Raw genomic sequence first — 22,458 nt, forward strand, 5'->3', positions numbered from 1 at the left:
CAGCGTGATATGAAAGTATCTGTAATTACCACATCGTACAACAGTGGGCACACCATTAAGGATACCCTCATGAGTGTAGCTACACAAGACTATCCCAATATTGAACACCTCATTATTGATGGTGGCTCAAAAGATGAAACCATGAACGTGGTGAGCAAGTTTGGGCATGTGGCAGTGGCCATTTCTGAAAAGGATGGCGGCATTTTTCATGCCATGAACAAAGGGCTGCAGCTCTGCACCGGCGATGTCATATGCTTTCTCAACTCCGACGACTGGTACATCAGCCCCACCGTTATTTCGAGTGTGGTAAACTGCCTGCAAAATTCGCATTGCAATGTGGCCTATGGCGATTTGCAATATGTGCAGCAGTTCAATCCCGAACGCATTGTTCGTACATGGAAATCGGGCCGCTTCCGCCGCAAAAACCTCTACTATGGCTGGATGCCCCCGCACCCCGCCTTTTTGCTAAAAAAGAAGTGTACGAAGAAGTGGGCTTTTTCAATACCGAACTCAACAGTGCCGCCGATTACGAACTCATGCTCCGCATTTTGCTCAAGCACGAACATGATGCCTGCTATATACCGGAAGTACTGGTAAAAATGCGGTTGGGCGGCTACAGCAATGCCTCCTTCAAAAACAGGCTGCGGGCCAATAAAGAAGACCATCAGGCTTGGGTAATGAATGATTTGAAGCCGATGATTTTTACCCGCTACCTCAAGCCCATCCGAAAAATTCCGCAGTTTATTTTCAGATAATCTTTTCCAAAAGCAAAGCGGCACTCATAGGGATGAGTGCCGCTTTTTTATGCGTTGTAGTATGTGTTGCTGATTACAGCTGGCCTACCAAATGTGTAAGCAAACCATCGCGGAGCTTGGGCTCAAACCAGGTACTCTTGGGTGGCATTACATTGCCGCTGTCGGCAATATCAAACAGCTGATGGATGGTAACAGGATACAGGCTGAAAGCCACGGCCATTTCACCGCTGTCTACTCGTTCCTGCAAGGCTTCCAACCCACGAATGCCGCCTACAAAATCGATGCGCTTATCTGTCCGCTGGTCCACAATACCCAGCACGGGTGCCAGCAGGTTGTCTTGCAAAATGGTTACATCCAACACACCAATCGGGTCGTTGCTATAGGTACCTTCTTTGGCGGTAAGGCGATACCAGGTTTTGTCGAGGTACATGCCAAACTCATGCAAGCCGGCTGGTCGCAATGGCTTCCGGCCAATGGCTTCTACTGTAAAATGCGTGGCTGTTTTTTCTAGAAAAGCTTCTTTGCTCAGGCCGTTCAAATCGGTCACCACCCGGTTGTAATCCATGATGTACAACTGATCGGCGGGAAACAAAGTGGTAAGGAACCAATCGGCTTTGGCCTTGGCTCTTTCGCTGGTAAACAGTGCCTGGCTTTTAGCCGCACTGGCTGCCCGGTGGTGGCCATCGGCTATATACGTGCAAGGCACTTCAGTTTCAAATAGCTGGGTGATGGTTTCAATCGCCTTGTCGTTGTTGATCACCCATATTTCGTGCTTCACTCCGTCTTCGGCAGTAAAATCGTACACGGCGCCACGTTGGGTTTGCCAGTTGGCAATGAACTCATCAATGGCGGCCACATTGCGGTAGGCCAAAAACACATTGCCGGTTTGAGCCCCCGTATTCACAATGTGCTGAATGCGGTCGTTCTCTTTTTCCGGACGGGTAAACTCGTGTTTCTTGATGATGTCTTTGTTGTAATCTTCCACCGAAGACACACACACCAAACCGCTCTGGCTGCGGCCATTCATGGTGAGGCGGTACAAATAATAGCAGGGCTTGGCTTCTTTAAACAGCACATTACGGCTCAAAAAAGCCTTGAGGTTGCTCTTGGCGGTTTGGTATACCTGTTCATCGTAGGCACTTACCGTGTCGGGCAAATCAATTTCGCTGCGGGTAATGTGCAAAAAGCTGTTGGGGTTGCCCCGGGCTTCGTCTTTGGCCTCTGAGCGGCTCATCACGTCGTACGGACGGCTGGCTACGCCTGCGGCAAACTGAGGGTCGGGTCTTAGTGCTTTGAAGGGCTGAATGTGTGCCATGTTGTTTTGACTTACTACTCCTGTTGATCTGATACTAAAAATCGGGGGTGCAATATAGCATATCGCACCCTATTGCTAAGGTTGATACCCGGCAGGGAAAATGGTCACCCATGGGTTTGGGCAAAATGTTCCATCAGCTGCACCAATGCCTGTACACTGCTCAGCGGCATGGCATTGTACATAGATGCTCTAAAACCACCCACACTGCGGTGCCCTTTAATCCCAATCATGCCTTCTTTTTGCACTGTTCCAAAAACAGGGCTTCCAGTGTAGCATCTTCCATAATCCACACGGCATTCATGAGGCTGCGGTCTTCCTTAGCCACGGTGGGGGTAAATACCGGCAGGCGGTCGAGGGCCTGGTACAGCAAATCGGCCTTGGCCTGATTGATGGGTTCAATGGCGGCAATACCACCCATTGCTTTGAGCCAGCGCAGGGTGAGCATGCATACATACACGGCAAATACGGGTGGCGTATTGAGCATGCTGCCATTGGCAATGTGCTGGCGGTAGTCGAGCATAGGCGGAATGCTGCGGTCGTTGTGGCCCAGCATGTTTTTATCTACCACTACCAGGTTTACCCCGGCAGCGCCAATGTTTTTTTGCGCCCCGGCATAAATGAGACCAAAGCGGTTAAAGTCGAGCTGGCGGCTGAGGATATCACTGCTCATATCGCTAATGAGCGGCACCTGTGTATCGGGCCACTCATGCTGCTGCGTACCTTCTACCGTGTTGTTGCTGGTGATGTGGCAGTACACCGCATCAGCATCCACCGTATAATTTTTAGGGATATAGGTATAGTTCTTGTCTTTGGAAGAGCCCAGCACCTGCACGTCGCCGTACAGTTTGGCGTCTTTAATGGCCTTGGTACCCCACATACCACAATCGAGGTACGCCGCTTTTTTGCCCTGCGGCAGCAGGTTAAAAGGTACCTGAAAAAACTGCGTGGATGCACCACCATGCAAAAACAAGACTTCCTTATCGGCATCGAGTTGCATCAGTTCTTTTACCAGTGCTACGGCTTCGTCCATCACCGCCTGAAAATGCGATGTGCGGTGGCCCAGTTCTAAAATGGATAATCCGGTGCCGTTAAAATCGGCAATGGCCTGAGCGGCCTGCTCATACACTACTTTGGGCAGTATGCTGGGGCCAGAGTTGAAATTATGTACCACAGTATTGTTTGGTTGATTGGGACTACAAACATACATCAACCCGAGGGGAAGGGGTAGGAAGGATTTGTTAATCGCAAATCTTGCCGAGTGCTTTGCCGGTTTGCCAGCCCGTGTTCAGGGCTTCAAATTCTTTCAGGTCTTCGGGGGTAAAGTTTTTGTTGGTCAGGCTTTTCAAATCGGGCTGGCCGGCATCTACCCAAGCCGTGTACCAAAAGCTGGCTGTAGCCAAAATGGACTGCCGCATCCGCCGTTCAATCATGCCATCCAACGCCTGCTGATAGGCTGCTGAAAAAGCAGTGGAATATTGGCGGATGATTTTGCCCGACCGTTCTTCAAACGCATATTTTTCATCGGGCTTCATGTTGCGGGTGAGTAGGGCTTCCATTTTCAAAACGGTGTCAGCCGCAGCACCACTTTCCAGCACCCGGTCCCAAATAAATTGCCCGGGGTTTTGAATGTACATGGCTTTGCCAATGAAGAAATCGTACTGTGCTTCAGCAAACAACTCAGGCACCCGGCTTTCCCAAAAACCATGAATGCCGTATTGGTTGCTATACTGCCCGTTGTGGTTGTGGCAGGCGTGTAGCGGCACATGGGCATCGCTGATGTAATGCGCAATCTCTGCACTCAGCTTTAAAATTTTCACCTGATTTTTTTCTTTGAAGGCATCGGTCAGGCGCAGCTTCATGGTTTGCACCCACCACGGCACTATGCCATAGGTGAGCAATGTGTCTTCCGAAAACTTGGCTACCGCATCTGTCCACTTACGGGGCAATTCTTTGTAGGGATACTCACCATAATGATCGATATCGATGTAATGCCGCGGCGCTTCTTCGGGTATGGCATAGCGTCGTTTATCGGGGTCCACAGCATGCTCGGTAATAAAATCGATATGCGTTTTGTAAAAGCCAATCATTTCAGGCGGCAATGAAAACACCGCTTGAAAATTGATTTTGCGGTGGCCGAAAAAGCCCCAGCAAAAGGCTTGCTGCTGCAGGCTGAGTAAGCACAGCAACAGCAGTGCAAATTTTGTATGGGTAAAAAACGATGGCTTCATGAAGACACTAAAAATAAATGAAGCGGCCACTGTAGCAAGCTTTTGTCATCAATAAATTATTATTGCCTTTACAAACCAAACATCATGGCTATGGAACCAGGCATTGGCTCAAGATTGCAACACACACAATTGGGCCCCGGCGTTATTGTAGATGTACGATTGTCGAGCTACCTTATTTCTTTCATTCATCATGGCATTAAAGAAATTGACAAAAATGATGATGCGCTGGATGAAATCATTCCGGAGCAGGTAAAGCCGGTGGGCGAAACCAGCAGCGAAGTAGAAAAAAGTTTGTTGCAAATACTGCGCTATTGGAATGGCATTGGAGAGCCCGTTGCCCTCGGCGACCGATGGAAAAACGGGATGATGCTGTTGCAGCCTGCCGACAAATCACTCAAGCCAAAAGAAGTACCGGTAGAAATGTTTTTTCATAAAATAGTAATGCTGCGAGACAGGCTACGGGTACTGGAGCAAAACATCAACAGCCACAAAGTATTGACTGATGAAGACAAAATCAACCTGCAGCAATACATCACCCGCATCTATGGTTCACTAACTACATTCAACGTGTTGTTTAGAGATAAAGAAGATTGGTTTGTAGGTGAAAAGGGAAGCAAAGAAGAATAACGAACAGTTATACATAAAAAAATAATTGCCGCATGATGTAACATTTTTTCATGCGGCGTTTTTTTTACATACGAGGCTGCCACTCATCACTTCGCATGAGCAACGGCGCATTCTTCCTGCTATTACAACCGCTCTTACCTGCATGCTTGTGTAGTTTTTGGTAGTAGTACATCTTTGCTGTACAAACAATTTCTCACACCAAAAACCGTAACACATGAAACGTTTGTTTTGTATCGCCGTAGTTGGCGTATTCGCTTTGTCTGCACAGGCTTTCACTACTTCAAGCCACGTTGCTCCGCACCAGGTGCGCCAGTCATTTGCCAGAGAGTTTGGTAATGTAAAAGAAGTCAACTGGTCGCCTCTGAAAGAAAACTTAACCAAGGCCAGCTTCATGCTCGACGATCAGGAAGTGTCTGCATTTTTCGACAATGCCGGCGATCTGGTTGCCACTACTGTAAGCCTGCAAAAACATCAGTTACCAATAAAATTACGCTTAGCGATTGATGCAAAGCTGGGTAGCGTCTTATTGAGTGAGATGTATTATGTAGAACATGCTTCTGAAACCGCATATTACTTCAATGCCGTGAAAGATGGCCAAACAAAAACCTATCAGGCTTTTGACAATGGCCGCATCACCGAAGTAAAACTGGGTTGGATGAAATAGTTTTTGCAATACATGTTGTTAGTTTAGATCACCGGTCCTTTCCAGGACCGGTTTTTTTGCACTCCAACTACAAAGCCTTTCTGTCAGAATCTGTACATTGCCCTGCTAAACATTTGATTGCTATGCCTACTTCTGTCATCGCTGGTATTGGTATGTATGTACCACAGCAGGTTGTAACCAACCACGATTTAATGCAGTACATGGATACCACCGATGAGTGGATTCAGGAACGCACCGGAATACAACAACGGCGCTATGCCCACCGTACCGAAGAAACCACCACTACCATGGGTGTGGCAGCGGCCCAACAAGCCATAGAAAGAGCAGGCCTTACCCCACAGGATATTGATTTTATTGTGTTTGCCACGCTAAGCCCCGACTACTATTTTCCGGGCTGTGGGGTGCTGCTGCAGCGGGCCATGGGCATGCGCCAAATTGGAGCCCTGGATGTACGCAACCAATGCAGTGGTTTTGTATATGCCATTAGCGTAGCCGATCAGTTTATTAAAACCGGTATGTACAAAAACATATTGGTGGTAGGAGCCGAAAAACATTCTTTCGGACTCGACTTTAGCACCCGTGGCCGTAATGTGAGTGTGATTTTTGGTGACGGTGCCGGAGCAGTGGTATTGCAAGCAAATGAAGAACCCAACCGCGGCATCCTGAGCACACACTTGCACAGCGATGGCAACGAAGCAGAAATACTGGCCATGTACAACCCCGGTACCCATGCCAACAAATGGAAACCCGAGTTGGCCGATTTTGGTGATGCCGCCATGGGCCAAATGTTTGTAACACAACCCATGCTCGATAAAGAACAATTCTATCCCAACATGGATGGCCCGGCTGTGTTTAAAACAGCGGTAGTGAAGTTTCCGGAAGTGATTATGGAATCGCTTAACGCAAATGGATTGACGCCGCAGGATTTGCAACTGCTGATACCGCATCAGGCCAACCTGCGCATCAGCCAGTTTGTACAGCAGCGCCTCAAGCTGCGAGACGATCAGGTGTACAACAACATACAGCAATACGGCAACACAACGGCCGCCAGTGTGCCCATTGCTTTGTGCGAAGCCTGGCAAGAAGGCCGGGTAAAAAATGGTGATCTGGTATGCCTGGCAGCATTTGGAAGCGGCTTTACCTGGGCCAGTGCATTGCTGCGTTGGTAAGCTTGCTACTTTTATCAAACCATGACGAATTTTATTCCGCTGTTTCCATTGGAGTTGGTGCCTTTTCCTGGAGAAAAGCTCAACCTCCACATTTTTGAACCCCGCTACAAACAGCTCATAGGAGATTGTGTAGCGCAGGGTAAACCCTTTGGTATTATTGCGGTCATCAACAACAAGCTGATGGAATACGGCACCCTGATGCAGGTAGCCGAGGTAAAAAAATTGTATGAAGATGGCCGCATGGATATTGCCACCCGGGCCACAGAAGTGTTTCGGGTGCTGGAGTTGGTAAAAGACCTACCCGACAAATTGTACAGCGGCGCCATTGTTACTTATCCGCAAAATGAAATCGTCGTCAATATGCCTGCGTTGCAACCAGTACTCAGGCAAATACAAGAGTTGTTGCTGATGCTGCAATCGCCCAAAGCTTTTCCCAAGCCCGACAACGAACTATGCAGTTACGATGTAGCCAGCATGACAGGTTTGAGTATGGAAGAAGCCTACGACTTACTGCAACTGCTGCGGGAAGACCAACGGATAGAATACCTGCGGCGCCACATGCAAAAAGTATTGCCGGTAGTGAAAGAAATGGAATTGCTGAAAAGTAAAATCAAACTCAACGGCCATTTTCGGGAGCTGAAGAGCCTTGGCTTTGAGGAAGAATAAAACGACGTACCACCCAAGGCAAGAGCAGTAATCCCAATATGGCACCTGCTGTATCTGCCAGTACATCCCAAGGGTCGGCACTGCGGTTGGCCGTGAAATTTCCTTGCACTATTTCAATTGTAATTCCATACAACACAGCCAGCAATAGTGCCATCCAACCTGTCTTCTTTTCAAAAGCGTTGCTACGCAAATAGGTAGGCAGCAGCCACAATTGCAAGAGCACAAAAAACAACGCCATGTGCACCCATTTATCGGCATACGGAATGTCGATTAATGGAGTTGTTTCGAGGCCATCGGTGGGCATCAAAAAAGATAGGTAGCGGCACTGAGCCACAAACCTGCAGGAAAATAAGTACGGAGAATTTTGTACAGCCAGCGTTTCATGTTTCACCAATAGGAGCTGGTGAAAATAAGTGGCTTTAAGCTTTGCCCAACACTTTTACTTCGGTAAGCGTAGGCACTTTGCTACCGCCTTCCGGTTCAAGGCTAATGGCAAAAGCCTGTGCATTGGCTATGCGACTCATTTTTACCAGGGCAGCCTCATCGGTCCAGGTAAGCAGTCCGGCATCCACCATTTGGCCATCTACCTGAGCCCAAAGCTGGTATTGCTTGCCTTTTTGTGGCATGGGCAGGTTGTTCACCATCAGGTACACATCGGTGGTGCTTTTGTCGTAATACACCGTGGCCATCATGCCGGCATTGCCAGTCACACCCTGCATTACCACAGGTTGTACTTTGGGGCTTTTAATCATGTGCATACTGGCTTCCAGCGCATTGGCCTTGTTGGCCAGTACATTTTGGCGGGCAGAGAGCTCTTCGTACCGGTTAGAGAAATCGGTGTATTGACTATAAAAATAAAAATTGAGCAATACGCTGCCCATGAGCAACAGTACAGAAGCAGCCAGTGCCGTGCGAAACCAACGGATGGGCTTGGGGGCTGCTTTTAAATCGGTAGGCATCGCCACCACTTTGGTAGGGTGCGCCTTTTCTTCTTTGAGGGCATTGAGGATGCGTTCACGGGTAGCAGCAGGGTTGGCCAGCGGCATTTGCAGGGCCTGTTGTTCCATTTGCTCTTCCAGTGCCATACGGGCAGCCTGCACTTCCGGATAACGGCCTTCCATTTCCAGTTGCAGGGCAATATCGGCCTCATCGGCCAGCCCGTGTATGTAGGCTTCTATAGCCCCACTGTTGATGTATTCGTTGGCGTTCATCGGTTTACTTGCATCATGGTCCTCAATTTTACCAACCCGCTACGCACCCGGCTTTTGATGGTGCCCAAGGGCGTTTGCAGCAGTTGGCTGATCTCTTCCTGCGTGTGTCCTTCCAGGTAGGCAAGTATTACCACCTGTTGTTCGGGCTTGGGTAGCTGGGCTATCCACTGCCGTACATCGGTGGTATCGGGGTTAAAACTGGTACTTGCCTGATTAGGTACGTCTTCCGGCGCCGTTTGGTTCACTACCGATGGTTGATTTCCTGTTTTGCGCATCCAGTCAATGGCGGCATTGCGGGCAATCTGGGCCATCCAGGTGTACAAACGGCTTTTGTTGGTATCGTACAATTCTATTTTCCTGAATATGCGGATGAATACCTCCTGCAGTACATCTTCCGCCACGGTAGCATCGCCCACCACTGCGTAAATGATGGCATTGAGGGCACCGCTATAGTGGTCGTACAGGTAGGCAAATGCCTCCTGTTTCCTGGCTTGCAGCAGGCTTACCAATTGTGCTTCAGTATACTGTTCGGCTTGTTTCAAATGGGTAGCAACTCTTTAGGGTGATCCCGCAAATGGGGGTCATTGCTTTGCCAGTGCAAAGCAGATACGTTGCTGCTGTGCAAATGGCTCAGTCCGGCTAAAAAATACATTAGCTCACAGAAGCACTGTAGTCTTCGGCAGACATCAGGGCTGCCACATCGGCTACGTTGGCTACTTCCAGCTTTACCATCCAGCCTTGTCCGTATGGGTCTGTATTTACCAGCTCCGGCTGATCGTTGAGTACAGGGTTTACTTCCAGAATTTTACCAGCCACGGGCAAAAACAAATCACTCACGGTTTTCACGGCTTCTACGGTACCAAACACCGCTTCCGCTTCCAGGCTTTTGCCTACACTGTCAATGTCTACGTACACAATATCGCCGAGCTCACGTTGTGCAAAATCGGTAATGCCAACAGTAGCAACATTGCCTTCGAGGCTAATCCATTCGTGGTCTTTGGTGTAACGCAGTTCAGCTGGAAAATTCATGACGTAAATTTTAAAACAGTTTGCAATGCAATTTGGAAAGTGCAAACCTAATGGGAAAATGGCTTTCGATAGCCAAGCGTTGAAAACCTTGTTGATAGGACGCGGTTTCTGGGACGCGGATGAATTAGATTGATCGGATTTTCACGAATTCATCTTGCAAACTGCCCACTGCAATCCCGATAGCTATCGGGAGCCAACTGCCAACTACTTATTGCAAACTCTTTTCAAATCCCTACTTCCGGTTGCGGAGCACAAACATCCGCATCCGTACATCGGCTTCGGGGCGGTCGCCGGGGCGGGTTTTGGTAGTGGCTATTTTGTCGAGCACATCGAAGCCAATCACCAATTCGCCAAACACGGTATAGTTGCCATCGAGGTGGGGTGTGCCGCCTACGGTGGTGTAGAGTTTTTGCTGGTCGGCATTGAGGGTGAGTTTGCGCTGCACAATGGTGCTGTCGAGCTGGCTCTGGCGCCATACCGGCCGCTGCACAATGTAAAACTGGCAATTGCTGCTGGCTTTTTCGGGGTTGTTGTCTCTGGCGGCGGCCAATGCACCCCGCTTGTGGTAAATGCCGATATCGGTTTTCAGTTCGGCCGGTATACGTTCCTGACCCGGTGCACTACCGCTGCCCACCGGTGTTTCGGCAGTTGCCCGCTTGCTGGTGGGGTCGCCGCCTTGTATCATAAAATTGTTGATGACGCGGTGAAACAGCAGGCTATCGTAAAAACCCGCCTGCACTTTGCTCATGAAATTGTCGCGGTGCAGGGGTGTTTCGTCGAACAGTTTTACCACCATATTGCCCTGTGTGGTCATGATGAGCACATAGTAATGGTTGTCTTTGGCAGGAATGAGTTGGCGGTAATGTTTTACAGCCGATTTTTCTTCGCTGTTGAGCTTGCGAAACTGCTTGGGGGCACCACAGGCCGCCAGCAACAGCAGCAGTACAAACAAGGAAACGATACGCATGGGATGGATAGATTGAGATGAAGGGAAGATAAAGCTTGCCGTTGTTTCAGCAAGCAAAAGGCTGCATCACTCTGCAAACTTCTCCTGCTCAAAATAGAGCAGTACATGGTCTTTCAGAAAATCTTCCTGCTCCCGCAGGCCCATATCGGGCAGGGCTTTCAGCTGTTTGAAATGCGGCCAGCCGTCTTCGTCTTTCCCTTCCAATACATAATAACCGCTGGGCGATAAAATGGTGCACACCGCCACATGCATCAGGTCTTGCTTGGTTTCTTTCGAAATGTTGTTGTCGAAGAGTTGCATTTCCTGCAAACCAATGAGGTATAAAACAGCATCGAGGTCGGGCTTTTTGCCAAACCGCTCCACCAATTGGGCTTCCAAATTCCACCAGCGCTGCTGCAGGTCGTCGTGTAGGTTCATGGGGGCAAATGTATGTAAGAACCCTCCAAACCTCCCTAAAGGGAGGCTATGCAAGAGGTTTATCGTTGGTGGAAAGAAAGTAGATGTTTGATGTTAGTCCGGAGACGACAACCCATTCTACGTCCCCTCTCCTGTGGAGAGGCCGGGAGAGGTTTAAAATTGGCAGATGATGGTTGTTGGGAAGAAAATAACAGTAGTCGGCTGTTATTCTTTGTGTCCCTTTGTGTCTTTGTGACTTGGTGGTTCAAAAAAACAAAACTGCGAACACCCCTTCCTATCCTGCAAATCTGCGTCCCATTATTCGCACCCAATTATCCGTGCCCCCTTTTCCCCGCTTGGTTATCTTTGTGCCCCCGTAAAATAGACGAACCACTATGCTCGACATAAAACTCATCCGCGAAAATCCTGACTTCGTAAAAGAACGCCTGGCACACAAACAGTTTAAGCAACTGGAACTGGTAGATCAGATTGCCAGCCTCGACAGCCAGCGCCGTACCCTGCAGCAGGATTTGGATAATGTACTCAACCAAAGCAACCTCGCCGCCAAAGCCATTGGTGGCCTCATGAAAGAAGGCAACAAAGAAGCTGCCGAAGCCAAAAAAGCGGAAGTAGCCGTACTGAAAGACCGCGAAAAACTGCTGAAAGATGAGCTGACTGCCGTGGAGCAGCAGCAGCAAGACATTGCAATACAACTACCCAACTTGCCGGCAGCCCTCGTACCAGCGGGCAAAACCCCCGAAGAAAACGAAGTAGTGCGGGAAGGCGGTACCAAACCCAACCTCCCCGCCGATGCAGTGCCGCACTGGGACCTCATCAAAAAATTTGACCTCATCGATTTTGAAACCGGTGCCAAAATCACCGGCAGTGGTTTCCCGCTGTTCAAGGGAAAAGGTGCCAAACTGCAGCGGGCCCTCACCAGCTATTTTCTCGACTTCAATACCGCTGCGGGTTACGTGGAATACATTCCGCCGTACATGGTGAATGCCGCCAGCGCCTATGGCACCGGCCAGCTGCCCGATAAAGAAGGCCAGATGTACTATATGCCGGCCGACGACCTGTACATGATTCCGACCGCCGAAGTACCGGTGACCAATATTTACCGTGATGTGGTGCTGAAAGAAACCGACTTCCCCATCAAAATGACGGCTTACAGCCAGTGCTTCCGCCGCGAAGCCGGCAGCTTTGGTGCCCAGGTACGTGGCCTCAACCGGGTACACCAGTTTGAGAAAGTAGAAATCATTCAGATTGTACACCCCGACCAAAGCCATACCGTGCTCGATGAAATGGTAGCCCATGTAGAAAAGCTGGTGCAAAGCCTCGAGCTGCCATACCGCATATTGCGCCTCTGCGGCGGCGATATGGGTTTTGCCAGCGCCATCACCTACGATTTTGAAGTGTGGAGTGCCGCCCAGCAACGCTGGCTGGAAGTGAGCTCTGTGAGCAATTTTGAAACCTTTCAGGCCAACCGCATGAAGTGCCGCTTTAAGGGTGACAATGGCAAAACACAAATTGCCCATACCCTCAATGGTAGCAGCATGGCACTGCCCCGCATTATGGCCGCCCTGCTCGAAAACAACCAAAGTGATAGCGGCATTCATTTGCCCAAAGCTTTGCAACCATACTTTGGTGCACCGTTTATTGATTAGCTGATTAGCTAATGTGCTAATTAGCCAATGATAACTGCCGGTCTACAATGATGACTTTCATTGTAAACCGGCAGTTTTTTTCAGTGTATGCTTATCCCTCACTACTCAACCTATTTAACCTACTCAACCAATTAACCCAATCAACTCATCTTCTTTCATTCAAATATTTTTTGGAACCTGCTTGTAAATTCATTTACTTTGAATCTCAAAGTGCTTTTATGAGTCAAGACCAACAATCACTGGATACACTCAAAGACATCCGCAGCATGATGGACCGCAGCAGCCGCTTTATCAGCCTGAGCGGCTGGAGTGGTGTGGCAGCGGGTTGTTGTGCATTGGTAGGTGCGTGGTTTGCCCATGGCGTTATTGAGCAAGGCAGCAACAACCACAGCAGTTTGCGCAAACACTACGATGCCACGGCAGATATCAACGGCATTTCGGTTTCAGCTTACATGGGTTCTAAAGAACTCATTCTAATTGCGCTGCTTACGTTGGGTGCAGCCATTGCGCTGGCATTTTTATTTACCTGGATGCGGAGCCGCAAAACACAAACGCCTGTATGGGGCAACAGCAGTAAGCGTATGGCATTTGCACTGGGCCTGCCCTTAGGTGTGGGTGGCATTTACATGCTGCAATTGATGCAAGCCGGCGCCTTTGGCATGATTGCGCCGGGCTGCTTGCTTTTTTACGGACTTGGTCTTGTAAGTGCCAGCCGCTATACATTTGGCGAAATTCGCTGGCTCGGATACGGACAGTTACTCACGGGTATCGTCAACCTATTTATGACTGGTTTCGGTTTGTATTTTTGGGCCTTTGGATTTGGCATTCTCCACATCATTTACGGATTGGTAATGTGGTACACTCACGAAAGAAGCGAACAAACAAACTAACTCATTGGCACTACCCATTAACATAGCAAACCTCAACAAGGTGTTTGACAGCCGCATCCGGCTGGGCATTATGAGTGCCCTGATGGTAAATGAATCCATCAGCTACAACGACCTGAAAGAACTGCTGCAGGTAACCGACGGCAACCTGGCCAGCCATCTGAAGGGCTTGGAGGATAATGGCTTTGTGAAAGTGCAGAAAGGGTTTATTGGCCGCAAAACCAATACCACTTATAGTGTAACCAAGGCTGGCGAAAAAGCCTTCCGCCAGCACCTTGATGCGTTGGAAGCCATGATCAAGGGCACCCAAGGCTAAATTTTTTTACCCAAATACTTTGAAATGCAAAGCACTTTTTATGAATAAAGAAATCCTCCTCAAATCCATTGGCACCTGGCTGCGTAGCCTGCTTACGTATGCCCTCATTACGTTGCCGTCATTGTTCTTTCCACTCATGTACATCATTTCCATGGGCTTTGCCATCATTTGGAGTTTACCGGCATTGCTGTTGTTTGTGCTGACGCTCTGGTTACTTAGCATGCTGCATGTAACGACTGAATTAAAATTCTACCTGCTACTGCTGAGCACGGCAGGCATTGTGTTTTTGTGCACCTGGGGCGCTGCCTGGCAGTTTAGCGTTGGCCGCGATGTATGGGATAACTACTTCGAATTTGTGCTCTTTCCCATTGCCGGTATGTTGGCCGCTGTACTGGTAGTATTGGTACGGCGCCAGGCTTTAATGGAAGTATTGGCCACGCCTCCTTTTTCGCATCATTCATCACTATCACTATAAAATCAACTTGTATGCAAATCACAGCAAAAGCCTCATTTGGCGATCGGTTTCTTATCAAAGGCATCATCACCGGATTCCTCATTTTGGTGATGCTCATTCCTTCTGTTTTTGTACTCAATCTGGTAGAAGAACGAAAAGAACGACAGCAGGAAGTAATAGCAGAAGTCAGCAGCAAATGGGCCAGTGCCCAAACTTTGTCGGGGCCGTTTTTGATTGTACCGTATGAACGCACATTTATTGATGCCGATAAAAAGCCCGCCGTTGTAACCGAACAACTTATTGTACTACCCGAGCAATTGATGGTAAATGGCACGGTGCAGCCACAAATCAAACAGCGCAGTATTTATAAAGTGGCGTTGTACAAAAGCAGCATCAAATTGGATGGTCATTTCGATTTGAAAAACATTACTGCGGGTGAAAACGAAACCATCTTGTGGAGCAAAGCCAGCCTGTGCATGGGCCTTACCGATAGCCGTGGCATTGAAGCACAAATGCAATCGACTGCTGCACAAATGCCGCTTACGTTTGATGCCGGCATTCCTGAAAACGGATTGGCTGAAAGAGGGGTAAGTGTGCCCGTTGATTTATCGAAAGTGCTGGCCGATGGCCGGTTGGATTTCACCATCCCGTTATCGGTGCGGGGGAGTGAGTCGCTGCAAGTATTGCCCTTGGGCAAAACCAGCAGCATGCAGCTGCGTTCTGAGTGGGAATCGCCGAGCTACATTGGTAAGTTTTTGCCCCAGCACAACCCCGATATGAAAGGCTTTGATGCCAAATGGCAGGTGCTGCATTTCAACCGCGACTTTCCACAAATTTGGAAAAACCGCAGCTACAAAGCCGCAGAATATGCATTTGGTGTAAGCCTGATACAACCCGCCGACAACTATGCCAAAACCATGCGGAGTGTGAAGTATGCCATCCTGTTTATCGGCCTCATGTTTGGCTTTTTCTTCTTGCTCGAAATTATGCTGGGCTACAGGGTTCACCCTGTGCAGTATGTGTTGGTAGGCATTGCGTTGATAGTTTTCTACACGTTGCTTTTGTCCATTGGTGAATTGCTCACGTTCAACATTGCGTATGGCATGGCCACATTTGCCACCGTATCACTCATTACGCTTTATGCCAAGCAGCTGTTTGTAAAATGGAGCAACGCTCTGCTCATTGGTGGTTTCCTGTTTGGTTTGTACGCCTTCATTTATGTGCTCATACAACTGGAAGACACCTCGCTGCTGGCTGGTAGCATAGGCTTGTTCTTGCTGGTAGCACTGGCTATGTATTTCAGTAGAAAAATAAACTGGTACCAACAGCCTGCCGCTGTTGTAGCGCCTGAAGAAGAAGCATAACTGCTTTGCAATTGGATATAGAGTGCTGTCGTGGCTTGCTGCGGCAGCACTTCATTTTTGCATCAGGTACAATCATACATTTACCATTCAAATGATGCCATGAAAAGATTCATCAACCGGGTACAATATGCTTTGCAAGGATGGACAGCATTTTTTGCCAAAGAAACACATGGCCAAATACAATTGATTGTAGCCATCATTGTAGTCGCTACAGGTTTTTACTTTTCCATCAGCACTACAGAATGGATGCTGCTCTTGCTGTGCATTGGTTTGGTTTTGGCTCTTGAAATGGTAAATACGGCTGTTGAAAAACTCGCCGACAGGGTACACCCCGATCATCATCCGCAAATTGGCCTGGTAAAAGATGTAGCTGCCGGTGCCGTGCTGTGGGCATCGGTTATCAGTGTGGTAATTGGCCTGATGATTTTTATCCCCTATGTAAAAGCGTTATTATAACAGCATTACATCCAAGCAGTAATATCCACCCCAATTTCCTGCGCCACATCCTGAATGAGTTGCTTGCGGTAGTTGAGCTTTAGCTGATTTATGCGTTGGTCGCCTTTCAGCCAATCATTAACCAAACTGCTACTCATCAAAAACTTTTGGGCATGCTCACCATACTTAGCAGCAATGGCTTGCTGTATGGGTTGAAAAATGTGAGCCTTCGCATTTTCCTGTGCCAGCTTTTTTTGTTCGAAACGCAGTCGGTCTTCTTCCGATAGCGGTTGGCCATTTCTGCGGCGGGGCAATTGCTGTGCATGTGCAGCTGCATTGATTTTTTTCCATTGCTGCTCCAGCATGTACACCCCTCTGTCGCTTTTGAGAATGGGATGTACCCCATGCTGCGACAGAATATCGGCGGGCTCCATTTTGCGGTAAGCAATTTGCCGCACCAGTTCTTCCGGAATGATTTGATGCGCCGGTTTGTTTTTTTGGCGGGCTAAATCATCTCTGAAACGCAACAACTCATTGAGCACATACTGGTCGTACGGACTCATGAATTGCAGGTCATTTTTCTTGAGAAAATTTTGCCGTGCTTCCAAGGTGTAGCGTACTGTATTCAGTTGGGCAAACTCTTCGGCCACAAAAGGCATCAACCCTTTTTCTGTTGCTTCTTGTTGCAAAATATTTTCCAGCTCAAACAGGTAAATCACATCGGCAGCAGCATAGTGCAACTGGCCATCGCTGAGTGGCCGCTTGCCCCAGTTGCTGGTTTGCAATTTTTTGTTGAGTTGCACATCGCATTTCAATTGCAACAAGTTGCTCAGCGATGTTTGCTCGTAGTTGAGCAACTTGGCATACAGTTCTGTATCCACCAAATCGGTTGGATAACAGGCCAACGAATGCAACAAGCGTAAATCTTCGCCGGGGCAATGCACCAGCTTGCGAATACCCGGTGTTTCAAAAAACTGATACAACGGTTTCAAATCGAGGCCGGCCAATGGATCGATGACAAAACAAGCTTCGGGTGTAGCCATTTGAATGAGGCACAAATCGAAACCGTACGTGTAGCGGTCGCGGTCGAACTCCAGATCGAAAGCCACTACAGTTGCAGCGTGTAAGTCTTGCAGTGCTTGTTGTAATTGTGCAGCGTTGGTAACGTATAACAGGGGGGTATTCACAGTCTACAATATTAAGCGATATTAGTTTCGCACAGAGGGCACAGAGCCCTCAGAGGATTTATTAATAATAATCCGTGGAAATCCGTTGATAATCCGGCCATCCGTGTCCCATACAAAAACGGTGCGCTGACATAGCATCAACGCACCGTTTATTATCTGTTGTTCCTGAATTAGTCGCGGTAGTTCAACGCTGGCTTGCGGGTGCCGAGCAATGCCTGGTATTTGTAATCGCCAATCATTTGTTTGAACTCTTCCTGTGCTTTTGCAATCAGCGTTGGATTGGTATACAAATCAATGGCGGTGAGGGCCATGGTTTTGGCAGCTACCATCATGCCTTTGGTGCCCAGCTCGGTACCACCGCAAGCCACGGCTTGCCAGCTATGCGCCGGTGTGCCGGGTGCCCAGGTAGCAGCACGTAATCCCACCGTGGGTACTACGTAGCTTACATCGCCCACATCGGTGCTACCACCACCAGCATCCATCTCAACTTTCAACGGTTGTACTGCTGCAGCATTTTGTACATCGGGTGCAGTAAAAGTGAAACTGCTTTGAATTTTTTTAGCAAACTCAACCTCTGCAGGAGAGTAGTGTACACCACCCACTTTTTCGAGGTTTTGCTGCATGGCTACGGCCAATGTTTTGTTGAGCAACAAATCATGCGTGCCACCAATAATTTCATATTCCATGTTGGTTTCGGTACCCAATGCGGCTGCTTGTGCGGCTTTCATTACACGGTCAAAAATTTCCACCACGTCTTTGCGTTTGGGATGCCGCACATAGTAATACACTTCTGCATAGTCGGGCACTACGTTAGGCGCTTTGCCACCATCTGTAATCACATAGTGAATGCGTGTTTCCTGTGGCACATGTTCCCGCATCATGTTGACCATGTAATTCATGGCTTCCACTGCATCCAAAGAGGAACGTCCTTTCTCAGGAGCCATAGCAGCATGTGCACTCAATCCTTTAAAACGAAACTTGGCCGATTTGTTGGCCAGTGCACTTGTCATGGTTACGCCGTTGTCGCTATCGGGATGCCAGTGAATCACTGCATCTACACCATTGAACAAGCCGGCACGAACCATGTACACTTTGCCACTGCCGCCTTCTTCTGCCGGGCAGCCATACACTTTAATAGTGCCGGTAAACTTTTTCGCTTCAATCAGCTTTTTGATTTCGATACCCGCCGCTACACTGGCAGTACCAAACAAGTGGTGCCCGCATCCGTGCCCGCCTTTTTGATTGGCAATGGGTTGTTTTTCCGGCACTGCTTGTTGTGCCAATCCGGGCAATGCATCATACTCTGCCAAGATGCCGATTACAGGCTGTCCGCTGCCATAGGTGGCCACAAATGCTGTAGGAATATCAGCCACACCTGCTTCAACTGTAAAACCGTTTTCTTTCAATCGCTTGCTGCAACAATGCGCTACTGTTGGTTTCTTTATAACCCAGCTCTGCATAGTTCCAAATTTGCAACGCGGTTTGTTTGTACAAGTCGTAGCCCGATTGCAAATCGTTGATGGCGGTTTCTTTAATAGCCGTCACCGGATTGGGTTTTGCTTTTTGCGCACCGGCTTGCATAGCCAGCAACAGGGCACTTGCTAACAGCAAGTTGGTTTTGGTAGCTCTCATAAGTATAAATCGATTTTACAATGCGTTGGAATAGTATGTGACGATAAAGCAGCTACAAATGATTGCTGCTTAGCGACCAATGATGTGCCACTTGTACTCGTCATCGGGGCGGATATTTTTCCGCTTGAGCTCAGACACCAGTTTGTATTTGCCGGTGAGCTCATCTTGCTCCATGATGATGATTTCGGCATTCTTCGGGTTGCGGAGTGTTTCAAATTCTTCCACCGTCCAGTGAAACCACCGCATCAGAAACAAACGCACCGTCATGCCATGCGAAACGATGACAGCATTTTGCGGAAACTTGGGTTTTTCAAAATCGCGGTACATGCTGTGCATGAAATCGCTGACCCGGTCGTACACATCGGCACAACTTTCACCGTCTTTGATGCGATAGTAAAAAGTACCAAACTTGTTGCGTTCATCATCTATCTGAATGTTGGCTTTCAAATCACGAAAGTGGCCCCACTCTTGCTCCCGCAAACGAGGATCTTCTTTCCACCGATACTGCGACTTATCAAAATGTTTGGCAATGTGTTCGAAGGTCATGCGGGTACGCCACAAGGGTGATACGTAAAACAAAATGCGTTCATCACCAATCAATGCTTGTAGCTTTTTACCTGCTTCATCAGCCTGCTGTTCACCCAATGGTGTCAGCAGTAATTTGTAATCCTGTTTTTGTGCATAGGTGTTGCGATCGAAGTTGCCTTCCGATTCACCATGACGTACCAATATGATTCTGTGTGGTCTCATGCAAACAGTTTACGAATACACTTTTTACAGCATATGCTGTTGCTTCAAATGTAGCTGAAATCAAGATTGCATTGTGGAATAGCAGCTGATAAAAGAAGATGTAAAACGGAAGTATTATGCAAAAGAAATCCTCCGAAGAATCGGAGGATTTTCCAACAATGGGTTAGTAAGTACTGGGATAAGTATTTCCCGACACAATATTAAATACTAAGTATGCGTATCTGAAAATTTGGCAGTGCATAGTTATTCACACTTTGTTTGTAACTGTGAATTTCAAAAGGCTGTACAACGATGTAAAAAGGGGGAAGAATGGTGAAGATAACGTGCATGTATGAAACCAACAAGTGAATCAATTGTTGTAATGCATGGCTGAATGACGGGCATACAAAAGGAAGTGTTTACTTTTGACCGTCATCGGCGGAAAGCTGCATCAACACAGGTGTTTCGGCCATTGTACTTCATTTGCAAACAAACAAGTCGTTTATGAAATTTCCTCAACCTGTCAGCACTCAATGGATTGCCGATTTGATACACGCTCAAGTGATTGGTGACGCACAAGCCAGCATTACAGGCATCAACGAAATACACAAAGTGGAAACTGGCGATTTGTGTTTTGTAGATCATCCAAAGTACTACGATACCTGTTTGAAAAGTGATGCATCATTTATCATCATCAACAAAGCAGTAGACAATGCGTATGGCAAAACACTGCTGGTATGCGATCAACCTTTTGAAGCGTACTTAACCATCGTGTCACACTTCCGCCCATTTGTGCCGGCTACTGAAATGATAAGCAACACTGCTGTTATTGGTAAAGGCACAACCATTATGCCGGGTGTGTTTATCGGGCATCATGTTCGCATTGGCCGCAACTGCATTATTCATCCTAACGTAACCATTTATGATTACACCGAGATTGGCGACAATGTAGTCGTTCATGCTGGTACCACATTGGGTGCTGATGCGTTTTACTACAACAGCAAACGTGACCGTGTCGTGTGGTATAAAAAAATGAAAAGCTGTGGCCGCGTTGTGCTGGAAGATGATGTAGAAATTGGTGCCAATTGTTGTATTGATAAAGGCGTGACACATGATACACGCATTGGTCGTGGTACCAAACTTGATAACCTCGTACAAGTTGGTCATGATGTAGTGATTGGACAGAACTGCATCATTGCCGCACAGGTGGGCATAGCGGGTGCTACTACTATTGGTAATGGCGTGAATTTGTGGGGCCAGGTTGGTGTGAGCAAAACATTGCACATTGGTGATGGTGCCAATGTGTTGGCACAAAGCGGCGTGCCTTCTTCCATTGAAGGTGGCAAAACGTATTGGGGTACGCCGGTGGTAGAAGCACAAGTGAAACGCAAAGAACTGGTATGGGTAAAACGCATCCCTGAAATTTGGGAGAAGGTGAAGAACAAGTAATAATTGTTTTCAACGCGAAGGCAAATCAATAGGACGCGGATTGTATTGATGAATACAAGATTTTCACAGATGAATCACCATTCCTCTGTGCTCTCCGTGTCCTCTGTGCGAATACATTCATTTGCCGAAGGCAAATAAATGCTGTGCGAAAAATGGGACGCGGATAAAAAGGATGAGACGGATTTTCACGGGTGTAAAAAGCTAGCTCATTAAAGTACGGCCATTAGCACATTAGCTAACTATCCAATTGGCAAATCATCGTCCTCCCGACAAGTGCTTGCATATCCGCTGCACGGCAGCATCAATTTTTCCGTAGCGGAAATCGGGTAGTGCTTTCAATAGTTTGCTGTTGTCGAAGTTGGAGACTGCCAAACTGGTAGCTGCTGTTTCTTTGGTTACCAGCGGACTTTTTCCCGTCAACCATCCTTTGATTTTGTACAACCGCCACGCAATGGCCGCTTTAAAAGGCGTAATCATTTGTGTAGGTCGCGGCTTGCCAAAAGCATCGGCAATCATGTAAAAGAAATCGCGGTAGCAAAGGTTTTCTGCGCTGATGATAAAACGCTGTCCGCTGATATCGCTGTCCATCAATTGTATCATGGCTGTAGCCACATCATCAGCATCTACGAAACCTGTTTGGCCCATGCTGTAATAAGGGAAGCCATTGTGCAAGGTTTGAAAAATTTGCATCGAGCCTTTGCTCCAATCGCCATGTTCGCCAATGATGATAGTGGGATTCACCGCAACGGCATTCAACCCTTCACCCACGGCCCGCCACACTTCCAGTTCGCCCAAGTATTTGCTTTTGCCGTATTCGCTGTTGCTGGTGTCTTCCGTCCAGTGCATGCTTTCATTAATCACGGCATCTTTTCGAATGCGGCCCAATGCAGCCACACTGCTTACGTGCACCAATTTATGTACACCAGCTTCCAGGCAAGCATTTACCACGTTGGCCGTTCCTTCCACATTCATTTTGTGCAGCAGCATTTTGTCTTCTGGCTTAAAGCTCACAAAACCTGCTACATGATACACCTGCGCTACCCCTTGCATGGCTTCTTCCAAACCAATAACATCCAGTATATCGCACTGTATCCAGTTGGCTTTGTCCTTTACCACATCGGGTATCTGATTTCTGTACAATGCTTTTACAGCAATGCCTTTGCGATGCAACGCCAAAATAAGATGTGTACCCAACAGGCCGGTACCGCCGGTAACTAAAACCATGCTGCAATATTAAAGAAGGAAAGATGATGTTTGAGGTTAGTAAGTTGGGAGGTTGGTAAGACTGGATAATTGAAACTCAATCTTAGG

General features: G+C 48.0%; 28 protein-coding genes. 13 read left to right on the forward strand and 15 right to left on the reverse strand.

Annotated features, from left to right (window positions below):
- Positions 1 to 9 precede the first annotated feature (9 nt).
- Positions 10 to 597 carry a glycosyltransferase family 2 protein gene (locus GLV81_RS17890; RefSeq protein WP_197428736.1) on the forward strand — a complete coding sequence of 196 codons (588 nt, stop codon included), beginning with the start codon at positions 10 to 12 and terminating at the stop codon, positions 595 to 597.
- Positions 598 to 599: 2 nt separating this feature from the next.
- Positions 600 to 755 carry a hypothetical protein gene (locus tag GLV81_RS19635; protein WP_197428737.1) on the forward strand — a complete coding sequence of 52 codons (156 nt, stop codon included), beginning with the start codon at positions 600 to 602 and terminating at the stop codon, positions 753 to 755.
- 73 nt (positions 756 to 828) lie between these two features.
- Here GLV81_RS19635 and GLV81_RS17895 read toward each other — a convergent pair whose 3' ends face one another.
- The 4 genes from GLV81_RS17895 to GLV81_RS17905 form a co-directional block, all read right to left on the reverse strand.
- Positions 829 to 2,070, reverse strand: a complete 1,242-nt coding sequence (locus GLV81_RS17895) for a DUF1015 domain-containing protein (protein ID WP_157480233.1) — start codon at positions 2,068 to 2,070, stop codon at positions 829 to 831.
- 104 nt (positions 2,071 to 2,174) lie between these two features.
- Positions 2,175 to 2,300: a hypothetical protein gene (locus tag GLV81_RS21490; RefSeq protein WP_281350736.1), complete on the reverse strand. Its 126-nt coding sequence runs from the start codon at positions 2,298 to 2,300 to the stop codon at positions 2,175 to 2,177.
- Positions 2,297 to 3,241: a 3-phosphoserine/phosphohydroxythreonine transaminase gene (gene serC, locus GLV81_RS17900; RefSeq protein ID WP_246186107.1), complete on the reverse strand. Its 945-nt coding sequence runs from the start codon at positions 3,239 to 3,241 to the stop codon at positions 2,297 to 2,299. The genes GLV81_RS21490 and serC overlap by 4 nt, the downstream gene beginning before the upstream one ends.
- A 67-nt stretch (positions 3,242 to 3,308) precedes the next feature.
- The gene (locus GLV81_RS17905; protein WP_246186108.1) at positions 3,309 to 4,298 is read right to left on the reverse strand and encodes a zinc dependent phospholipase C family protein; all 990 of its coding nucleotides are present in this window, start codon (positions 4,296 to 4,298) and stop codon (positions 3,309 to 3,311) included.
- A gap of 84 nt (positions 4,299 to 4,382) precedes the next feature.
- On the opposite strand from GLV81_RS17905, the gene GLV81_RS17910 reads away from it, so the two are divergent.
- The 4 genes from GLV81_RS17910 to GLV81_RS17925 all read left to right on the forward strand — a co-directional run bounded on the left by GLV81_RS17910 (position 4,383) and on the right by GLV81_RS17925 (position 7,424).
- Positions 4,383 to 4,925, forward strand: coding sequence for a hypothetical protein (locus GLV81_RS17910; RefSeq protein ID WP_246186109.1), 543 nt, complete (start codon positions 4,383 to 4,385; stop codon positions 4,923 to 4,925).
- A 214-nt stretch (positions 4,926 to 5,139) separates the two neighbouring features.
- A complete protein-coding gene (locus GLV81_RS17915; RefSeq protein ID WP_157480234.1) occupies positions 5,140 to 5,589 on the forward strand; it encodes a hypothetical protein in 450 nt (149 codons plus the stop codon).
- A gap of 122 nt (positions 5,590 to 5,711) precedes the next feature.
- Positions 5,712 to 6,758 (forward strand): 3-oxoacyl-ACP synthase III family protein, encoded by a 1,047-nt coding sequence (locus GLV81_RS17920; RefSeq protein WP_157480236.1) that lies wholly within the window; start codon positions 5,712 to 5,714, stop codon positions 6,756 to 6,758.
- Between the two features lie 21 nt (positions 6,759 to 6,779).
- Positions 6,780 to 7,424: an LON peptidase substrate-binding domain-containing protein gene (locus GLV81_RS17925; RefSeq protein ID WP_157480238.1), complete on the forward strand. Its 645-nt coding sequence runs from the start codon at positions 6,780 to 6,782 to the stop codon at positions 7,422 to 7,424.
- Here the strand turns inward: GLV81_RS17925 and GLV81_RS17930 are convergent.
- From GLV81_RS17930 to GLV81_RS17955, 6 genes are all read right to left on the reverse strand, one after another.
- Positions 7,375 to 7,728 carry a VanZ family protein gene (locus tag GLV81_RS17930; RefSeq protein ID WP_157480799.1) on the reverse strand — a complete coding sequence of 118 codons (354 nt, stop codon included), beginning with the start codon at positions 7,726 to 7,728 and terminating at the stop codon, positions 7,375 to 7,377. The genes GLV81_RS17925 and GLV81_RS17930 overlap by 50 nt on opposite strands.
- Positions 7,729 to 7,843: 115 nt before the next feature.
- Positions 7,844 to 8,635 carry an anti-sigma factor gene (locus tag GLV81_RS17935; RefSeq protein ID WP_157480239.1) on the reverse strand — a complete coding sequence of 264 codons (792 nt, stop codon included), beginning with the start codon at positions 8,633 to 8,635 and terminating at the stop codon, positions 7,844 to 7,846.
- On the reverse strand, positions 8,632 to 9,177 hold the full coding sequence (locus GLV81_RS17940; RefSeq protein ID WP_157480241.1) for an RNA polymerase sigma factor: 546 nt from the start codon (positions 9,175 to 9,177) through the stop codon (positions 8,632 to 8,634). The genes GLV81_RS17935 and GLV81_RS17940 overlap by 4 nt, the downstream gene beginning before the upstream one ends.
- Before the next feature lie 109 nt (positions 9,178 to 9,286).
- Entirely contained in the window at positions 9,287 to 9,664 is a 378-nt protein-coding gene (gene gcvH / locus GLV81_RS17945; protein WP_157480242.1) for a glycine cleavage system protein GcvH, read from the reverse strand.
- A gap of 232 nt (positions 9,665 to 9,896) precedes the next feature.
- Entirely contained in the window at positions 9,897 to 10,631 is a 735-nt protein-coding gene (locus GLV81_RS17950; RefSeq protein ID WP_157480244.1) for a peptidylprolyl isomerase, read from the reverse strand.
- 66 nt (positions 10,632 to 10,697) lie between these two features.
- A complete protein-coding gene (locus tag GLV81_RS17955) occupies positions 10,698 to 11,048 on the reverse strand; it encodes a hypothetical protein (protein WP_157480246.1) in 351 nt (116 codons plus the stop codon).
- Positions 11,049 to 11,422: 374 nt separating this feature from the next.
- Here GLV81_RS17955 and serS point away from each other — a divergent pair, with 374 nt between their 5' ends.
- The 6 genes from serS to GLV81_RS17985 all read left to right on the forward strand — a co-directional run bounded on the left by serS (position 11,423) and on the right by GLV81_RS17985 (position 16,171).
- Positions 11,423 to 12,694: a serine--tRNA ligase gene (serS, locus tag GLV81_RS17960; protein ID WP_157480248.1), complete on the forward strand. Its 1,272-nt coding sequence runs from the start codon at positions 11,423 to 11,425 to the stop codon at positions 12,692 to 12,694.
- A gap of 218 nt (positions 12,695 to 12,912) precedes the next feature.
- Positions 12,913 to 13,584 carry a hypothetical protein gene (locus GLV81_RS17965; RefSeq protein WP_157480250.1) on the forward strand — a complete coding sequence of 224 codons (672 nt, stop codon included), beginning with the start codon at positions 12,913 to 12,915 and terminating at the stop codon, positions 13,582 to 13,584.
- 4 nt (positions 13,585 to 13,588) lie between these two features.
- The gene (locus GLV81_RS17970; protein WP_246186110.1) at positions 13,589 to 13,897 is read left to right on the forward strand and encodes a winged helix-turn-helix domain-containing protein; all 309 of its coding nucleotides are present in this window, start codon (positions 13,589 to 13,591) and stop codon (positions 13,895 to 13,897) included.
- A gap of 40 nt (positions 13,898 to 13,937) precedes the next feature.
- Complete coding sequence (locus tag GLV81_RS17975; protein WP_157480252.1) at positions 13,938 to 14,372, forward strand: hypothetical protein; 435 nt, start codon at positions 13,938 to 13,940, stop codon at positions 14,370 to 14,372.
- 11 nt (positions 14,373 to 14,383) lie between these two features.
- Positions 14,384 to 15,715 carry a cell envelope integrity protein CreD gene (gene creD, locus GLV81_RS17980; RefSeq protein ID WP_157480253.1) on the forward strand — a complete coding sequence of 444 codons (1,332 nt, stop codon included), beginning with the start codon at positions 14,384 to 14,386 and terminating at the stop codon, positions 15,713 to 15,715.
- A gap of 99 nt (positions 15,716 to 15,814) precedes the next feature.
- On the forward strand, positions 15,815 to 16,171 hold the full coding sequence (locus GLV81_RS17985; protein ID WP_157480255.1) for a diacylglycerol kinase: 357 nt from the start codon (positions 15,815 to 15,817) through the stop codon (positions 16,169 to 16,171).
- 5 nt (positions 16,172 to 16,176) lie between these two features.
- On the opposite strand, the gene GLV81_RS17990 is transcribed toward GLV81_RS17985, so the two are convergent.
- The 4 genes from GLV81_RS17990 to GLV81_RS18000 all read right to left on the reverse strand — a co-directional run bounded on the left by GLV81_RS17990 (position 16,177) and on the right by GLV81_RS18000 (position 19,719).
- Positions 16,177 to 17,337 (reverse strand): ribonuclease D, encoded by a 1,161-nt coding sequence (locus tag GLV81_RS17990; protein ID WP_157480257.1) that lies wholly within the window; start codon positions 17,335 to 17,337, stop codon positions 16,177 to 16,179.
- A 170-nt stretch (positions 17,338 to 17,507) separates the two neighbouring features.
- A complete protein-coding gene (locus tag GLV81_RS17995; protein WP_197428739.1) occupies positions 17,508 to 18,797 on the reverse strand; it encodes an amidohydrolase in 1,290 nt (429 codons plus the stop codon).
- Positions 18,718 to 18,969: a hypothetical protein gene (locus GLV81_RS19640; protein WP_197428740.1), complete on the reverse strand. Its 252-nt coding sequence runs from the start codon at positions 18,967 to 18,969 to the stop codon at positions 18,718 to 18,720. The genes GLV81_RS17995 and GLV81_RS19640 overlap by 80 nt, the downstream gene beginning before the upstream one ends.
- Before the next feature lie 69 nt (positions 18,970 to 19,038).
- A complete protein-coding gene (locus GLV81_RS18000) occupies positions 19,039 to 19,719 on the reverse strand; it encodes a histidine phosphatase family protein (RefSeq protein ID WP_157480259.1) in 681 nt (226 codons plus the stop codon).
- A gap of 483 nt (positions 19,720 to 20,202) precedes the next feature.
- Here GLV81_RS18000 and GLV81_RS18005 point away from each other — a divergent pair, with 483 nt between their 5' ends.
- Positions 20,203 to 21,147, forward strand: a complete 945-nt coding sequence (locus GLV81_RS18005) for a UDP-3-O-(3-hydroxymyristoyl)glucosamine N-acyltransferase (protein WP_157480260.1) — start codon at positions 20,203 to 20,205, stop codon at positions 21,145 to 21,147.
- A gap of 255 nt (positions 21,148 to 21,402) precedes the next feature.
- Here the strand turns inward: GLV81_RS18005 and GLV81_RS18010 are convergent, their stop codons facing one another.
- Positions 21,403 to 22,371 carry an NAD-dependent epimerase/dehydratase family protein gene (locus tag GLV81_RS18010; RefSeq protein WP_157480262.1) on the reverse strand — a complete coding sequence of 323 codons (969 nt, stop codon included), beginning with the start codon at positions 22,369 to 22,371 and terminating at the stop codon, positions 21,403 to 21,405.
- Positions 22,372 to 22,458 lie beyond the last annotated feature (87 nt).

The sequence above is a fragment of the Phnomibacter ginsenosidimutans genome, assembly GCF_009740285.1.
Taxonomy (GTDB): Bacteria; Bacteroidota; Bacteroidia; order Chitinophagales; family Chitinophagaceae; genus Phnomibacter; species Phnomibacter ginsenosidimutans.

Coding starts and splice junctions, on each gene's coding strand:
- GLV81_RS17890 (WP_197428736.1), top strand. CDS start 10: ATGAAAGTATCTGTAATTACCACATCGTACAACAGTGGGCACACCATT.
- GLV81_RS19635 (WP_197428737.1), top strand. CDS start 600: ATGCGGTTGGGCGGCTACAGCAATGCCTCCTTCAAAAACAGGCTGCGG.
- GLV81_RS17895 (WP_157480233.1), bottom strand. CDS start 2,070: ATGGCACACATTCAGCCCTTCAAAGCACTAAGACCCGACCCTCAGTTT.
- GLV81_RS21490 (WP_281350736.1), bottom strand. CDS start 2,300: ATGATTGGGATTAAAGGGCACCGCAGTGTGGGTGGTTTTAGAGCATCT.
- GLV81_RS17905 (WP_246186108.1), bottom strand. CDS start 4,298: ATGAAGCCATCGTTTTTTACCCATACAAAATTTGCACTGCTGTTGCTG.
- GLV81_RS17910 (WP_246186109.1), top strand. CDS start 4,383: ATGGCTATGGAACCAGGCATTGGCTCAAGATTGCAACACACACAATTG.
- GLV81_RS17915 (WP_157480234.1), top strand. CDS start 5,140: ATGAAACGTTTGTTTTGTATCGCCGTAGTTGGCGTATTCGCTTTGTCT.
- GLV81_RS17920 (WP_157480236.1), top strand. CDS start 5,712: ATGCCTACTTCTGTCATCGCTGGTATTGGTATGTATGTACCACAGCAG.
- GLV81_RS17925 (WP_157480238.1), top strand. CDS start 6,780: ATGACGAATTTTATTCCGCTGTTTCCATTGGAGTTGGTGCCTTTTCCT.
- GLV81_RS17930 (WP_157480799.1), bottom strand. CDS start 7,728: ATGCCCACCGATGGCCTCGAAACAACTCCATTAATCGACATTCCGTAT.
- GLV81_RS17935 (WP_157480239.1), bottom strand. CDS start 8,635: ATGAACGCCAACGAATACATCAACAGTGGGGCTATAGAAGCCTACATA.
- gcvH (WP_157480242.1), bottom strand. CDS start 9,664: ATGAATTTTCCAGCTGAACTGCGTTACACCAAAGACCACGAATGGATT.
- GLV81_RS17950 (WP_157480244.1), bottom strand. CDS start 10,631: ATGCGTATCGTTTCCTTGTTTGTACTGCTGCTGTTGCTGGCGGCCTGT.
- GLV81_RS17955 (WP_157480246.1), bottom strand. CDS start 11,048: ATGAACCTACACGACGACCTGCAGCAGCGCTGGTGGAATTTGGAAGCC.
- serS (WP_157480248.1), top strand. CDS start 11,423: ATGCTCGACATAAAACTCATCCGCGAAAATCCTGACTTCGTAAAAGAA.
- GLV81_RS17965 (WP_157480250.1), top strand. CDS start 12,913: ATGAGTCAAGACCAACAATCACTGGATACACTCAAAGACATCCGCAGC.
- GLV81_RS17975 (WP_157480252.1), top strand. CDS start 13,938: ATGAATAAAGAAATCCTCCTCAAATCCATTGGCACCTGGCTGCGTAGC.
- creD (WP_157480253.1), top strand. CDS start 14,384: ATGCAAATCACAGCAAAAGCCTCATTTGGCGATCGGTTTCTTATCAAA.
- GLV81_RS17985 (WP_157480255.1), top strand. CDS start 15,815: ATGAAAAGATTCATCAACCGGGTACAATATGCTTTGCAAGGATGGACA.
- GLV81_RS17995 (WP_197428739.1), bottom strand. CDS start 18,797: ATGCAGAGCTGGGTTATAAAGAAACCAACAGTAGCGCATTGTTGCAGC.
- GLV81_RS19640 (WP_197428740.1), bottom strand. CDS start 18,969: ATGAGAGCTACCAAAACCAACTTGCTGTTAGCAAGTGCCCTGTTGCTG.
- GLV81_RS18000 (WP_157480259.1), bottom strand. CDS start 19,719: ATGAGACCACACAGAATCATATTGGTACGTCATGGTGAATCGGAAGGC.
- GLV81_RS18005 (WP_157480260.1), top strand. CDS start 20,203: ATGAAATTTCCTCAACCTGTCAGCACTCAATGGATTGCCGATTTGATA.
- GLV81_RS18010 (WP_157480262.1), bottom strand. CDS start 22,371: ATGGTTTTAGTTACCGGCGGTACCGGCCTGTTGGGTACACATCTTATT.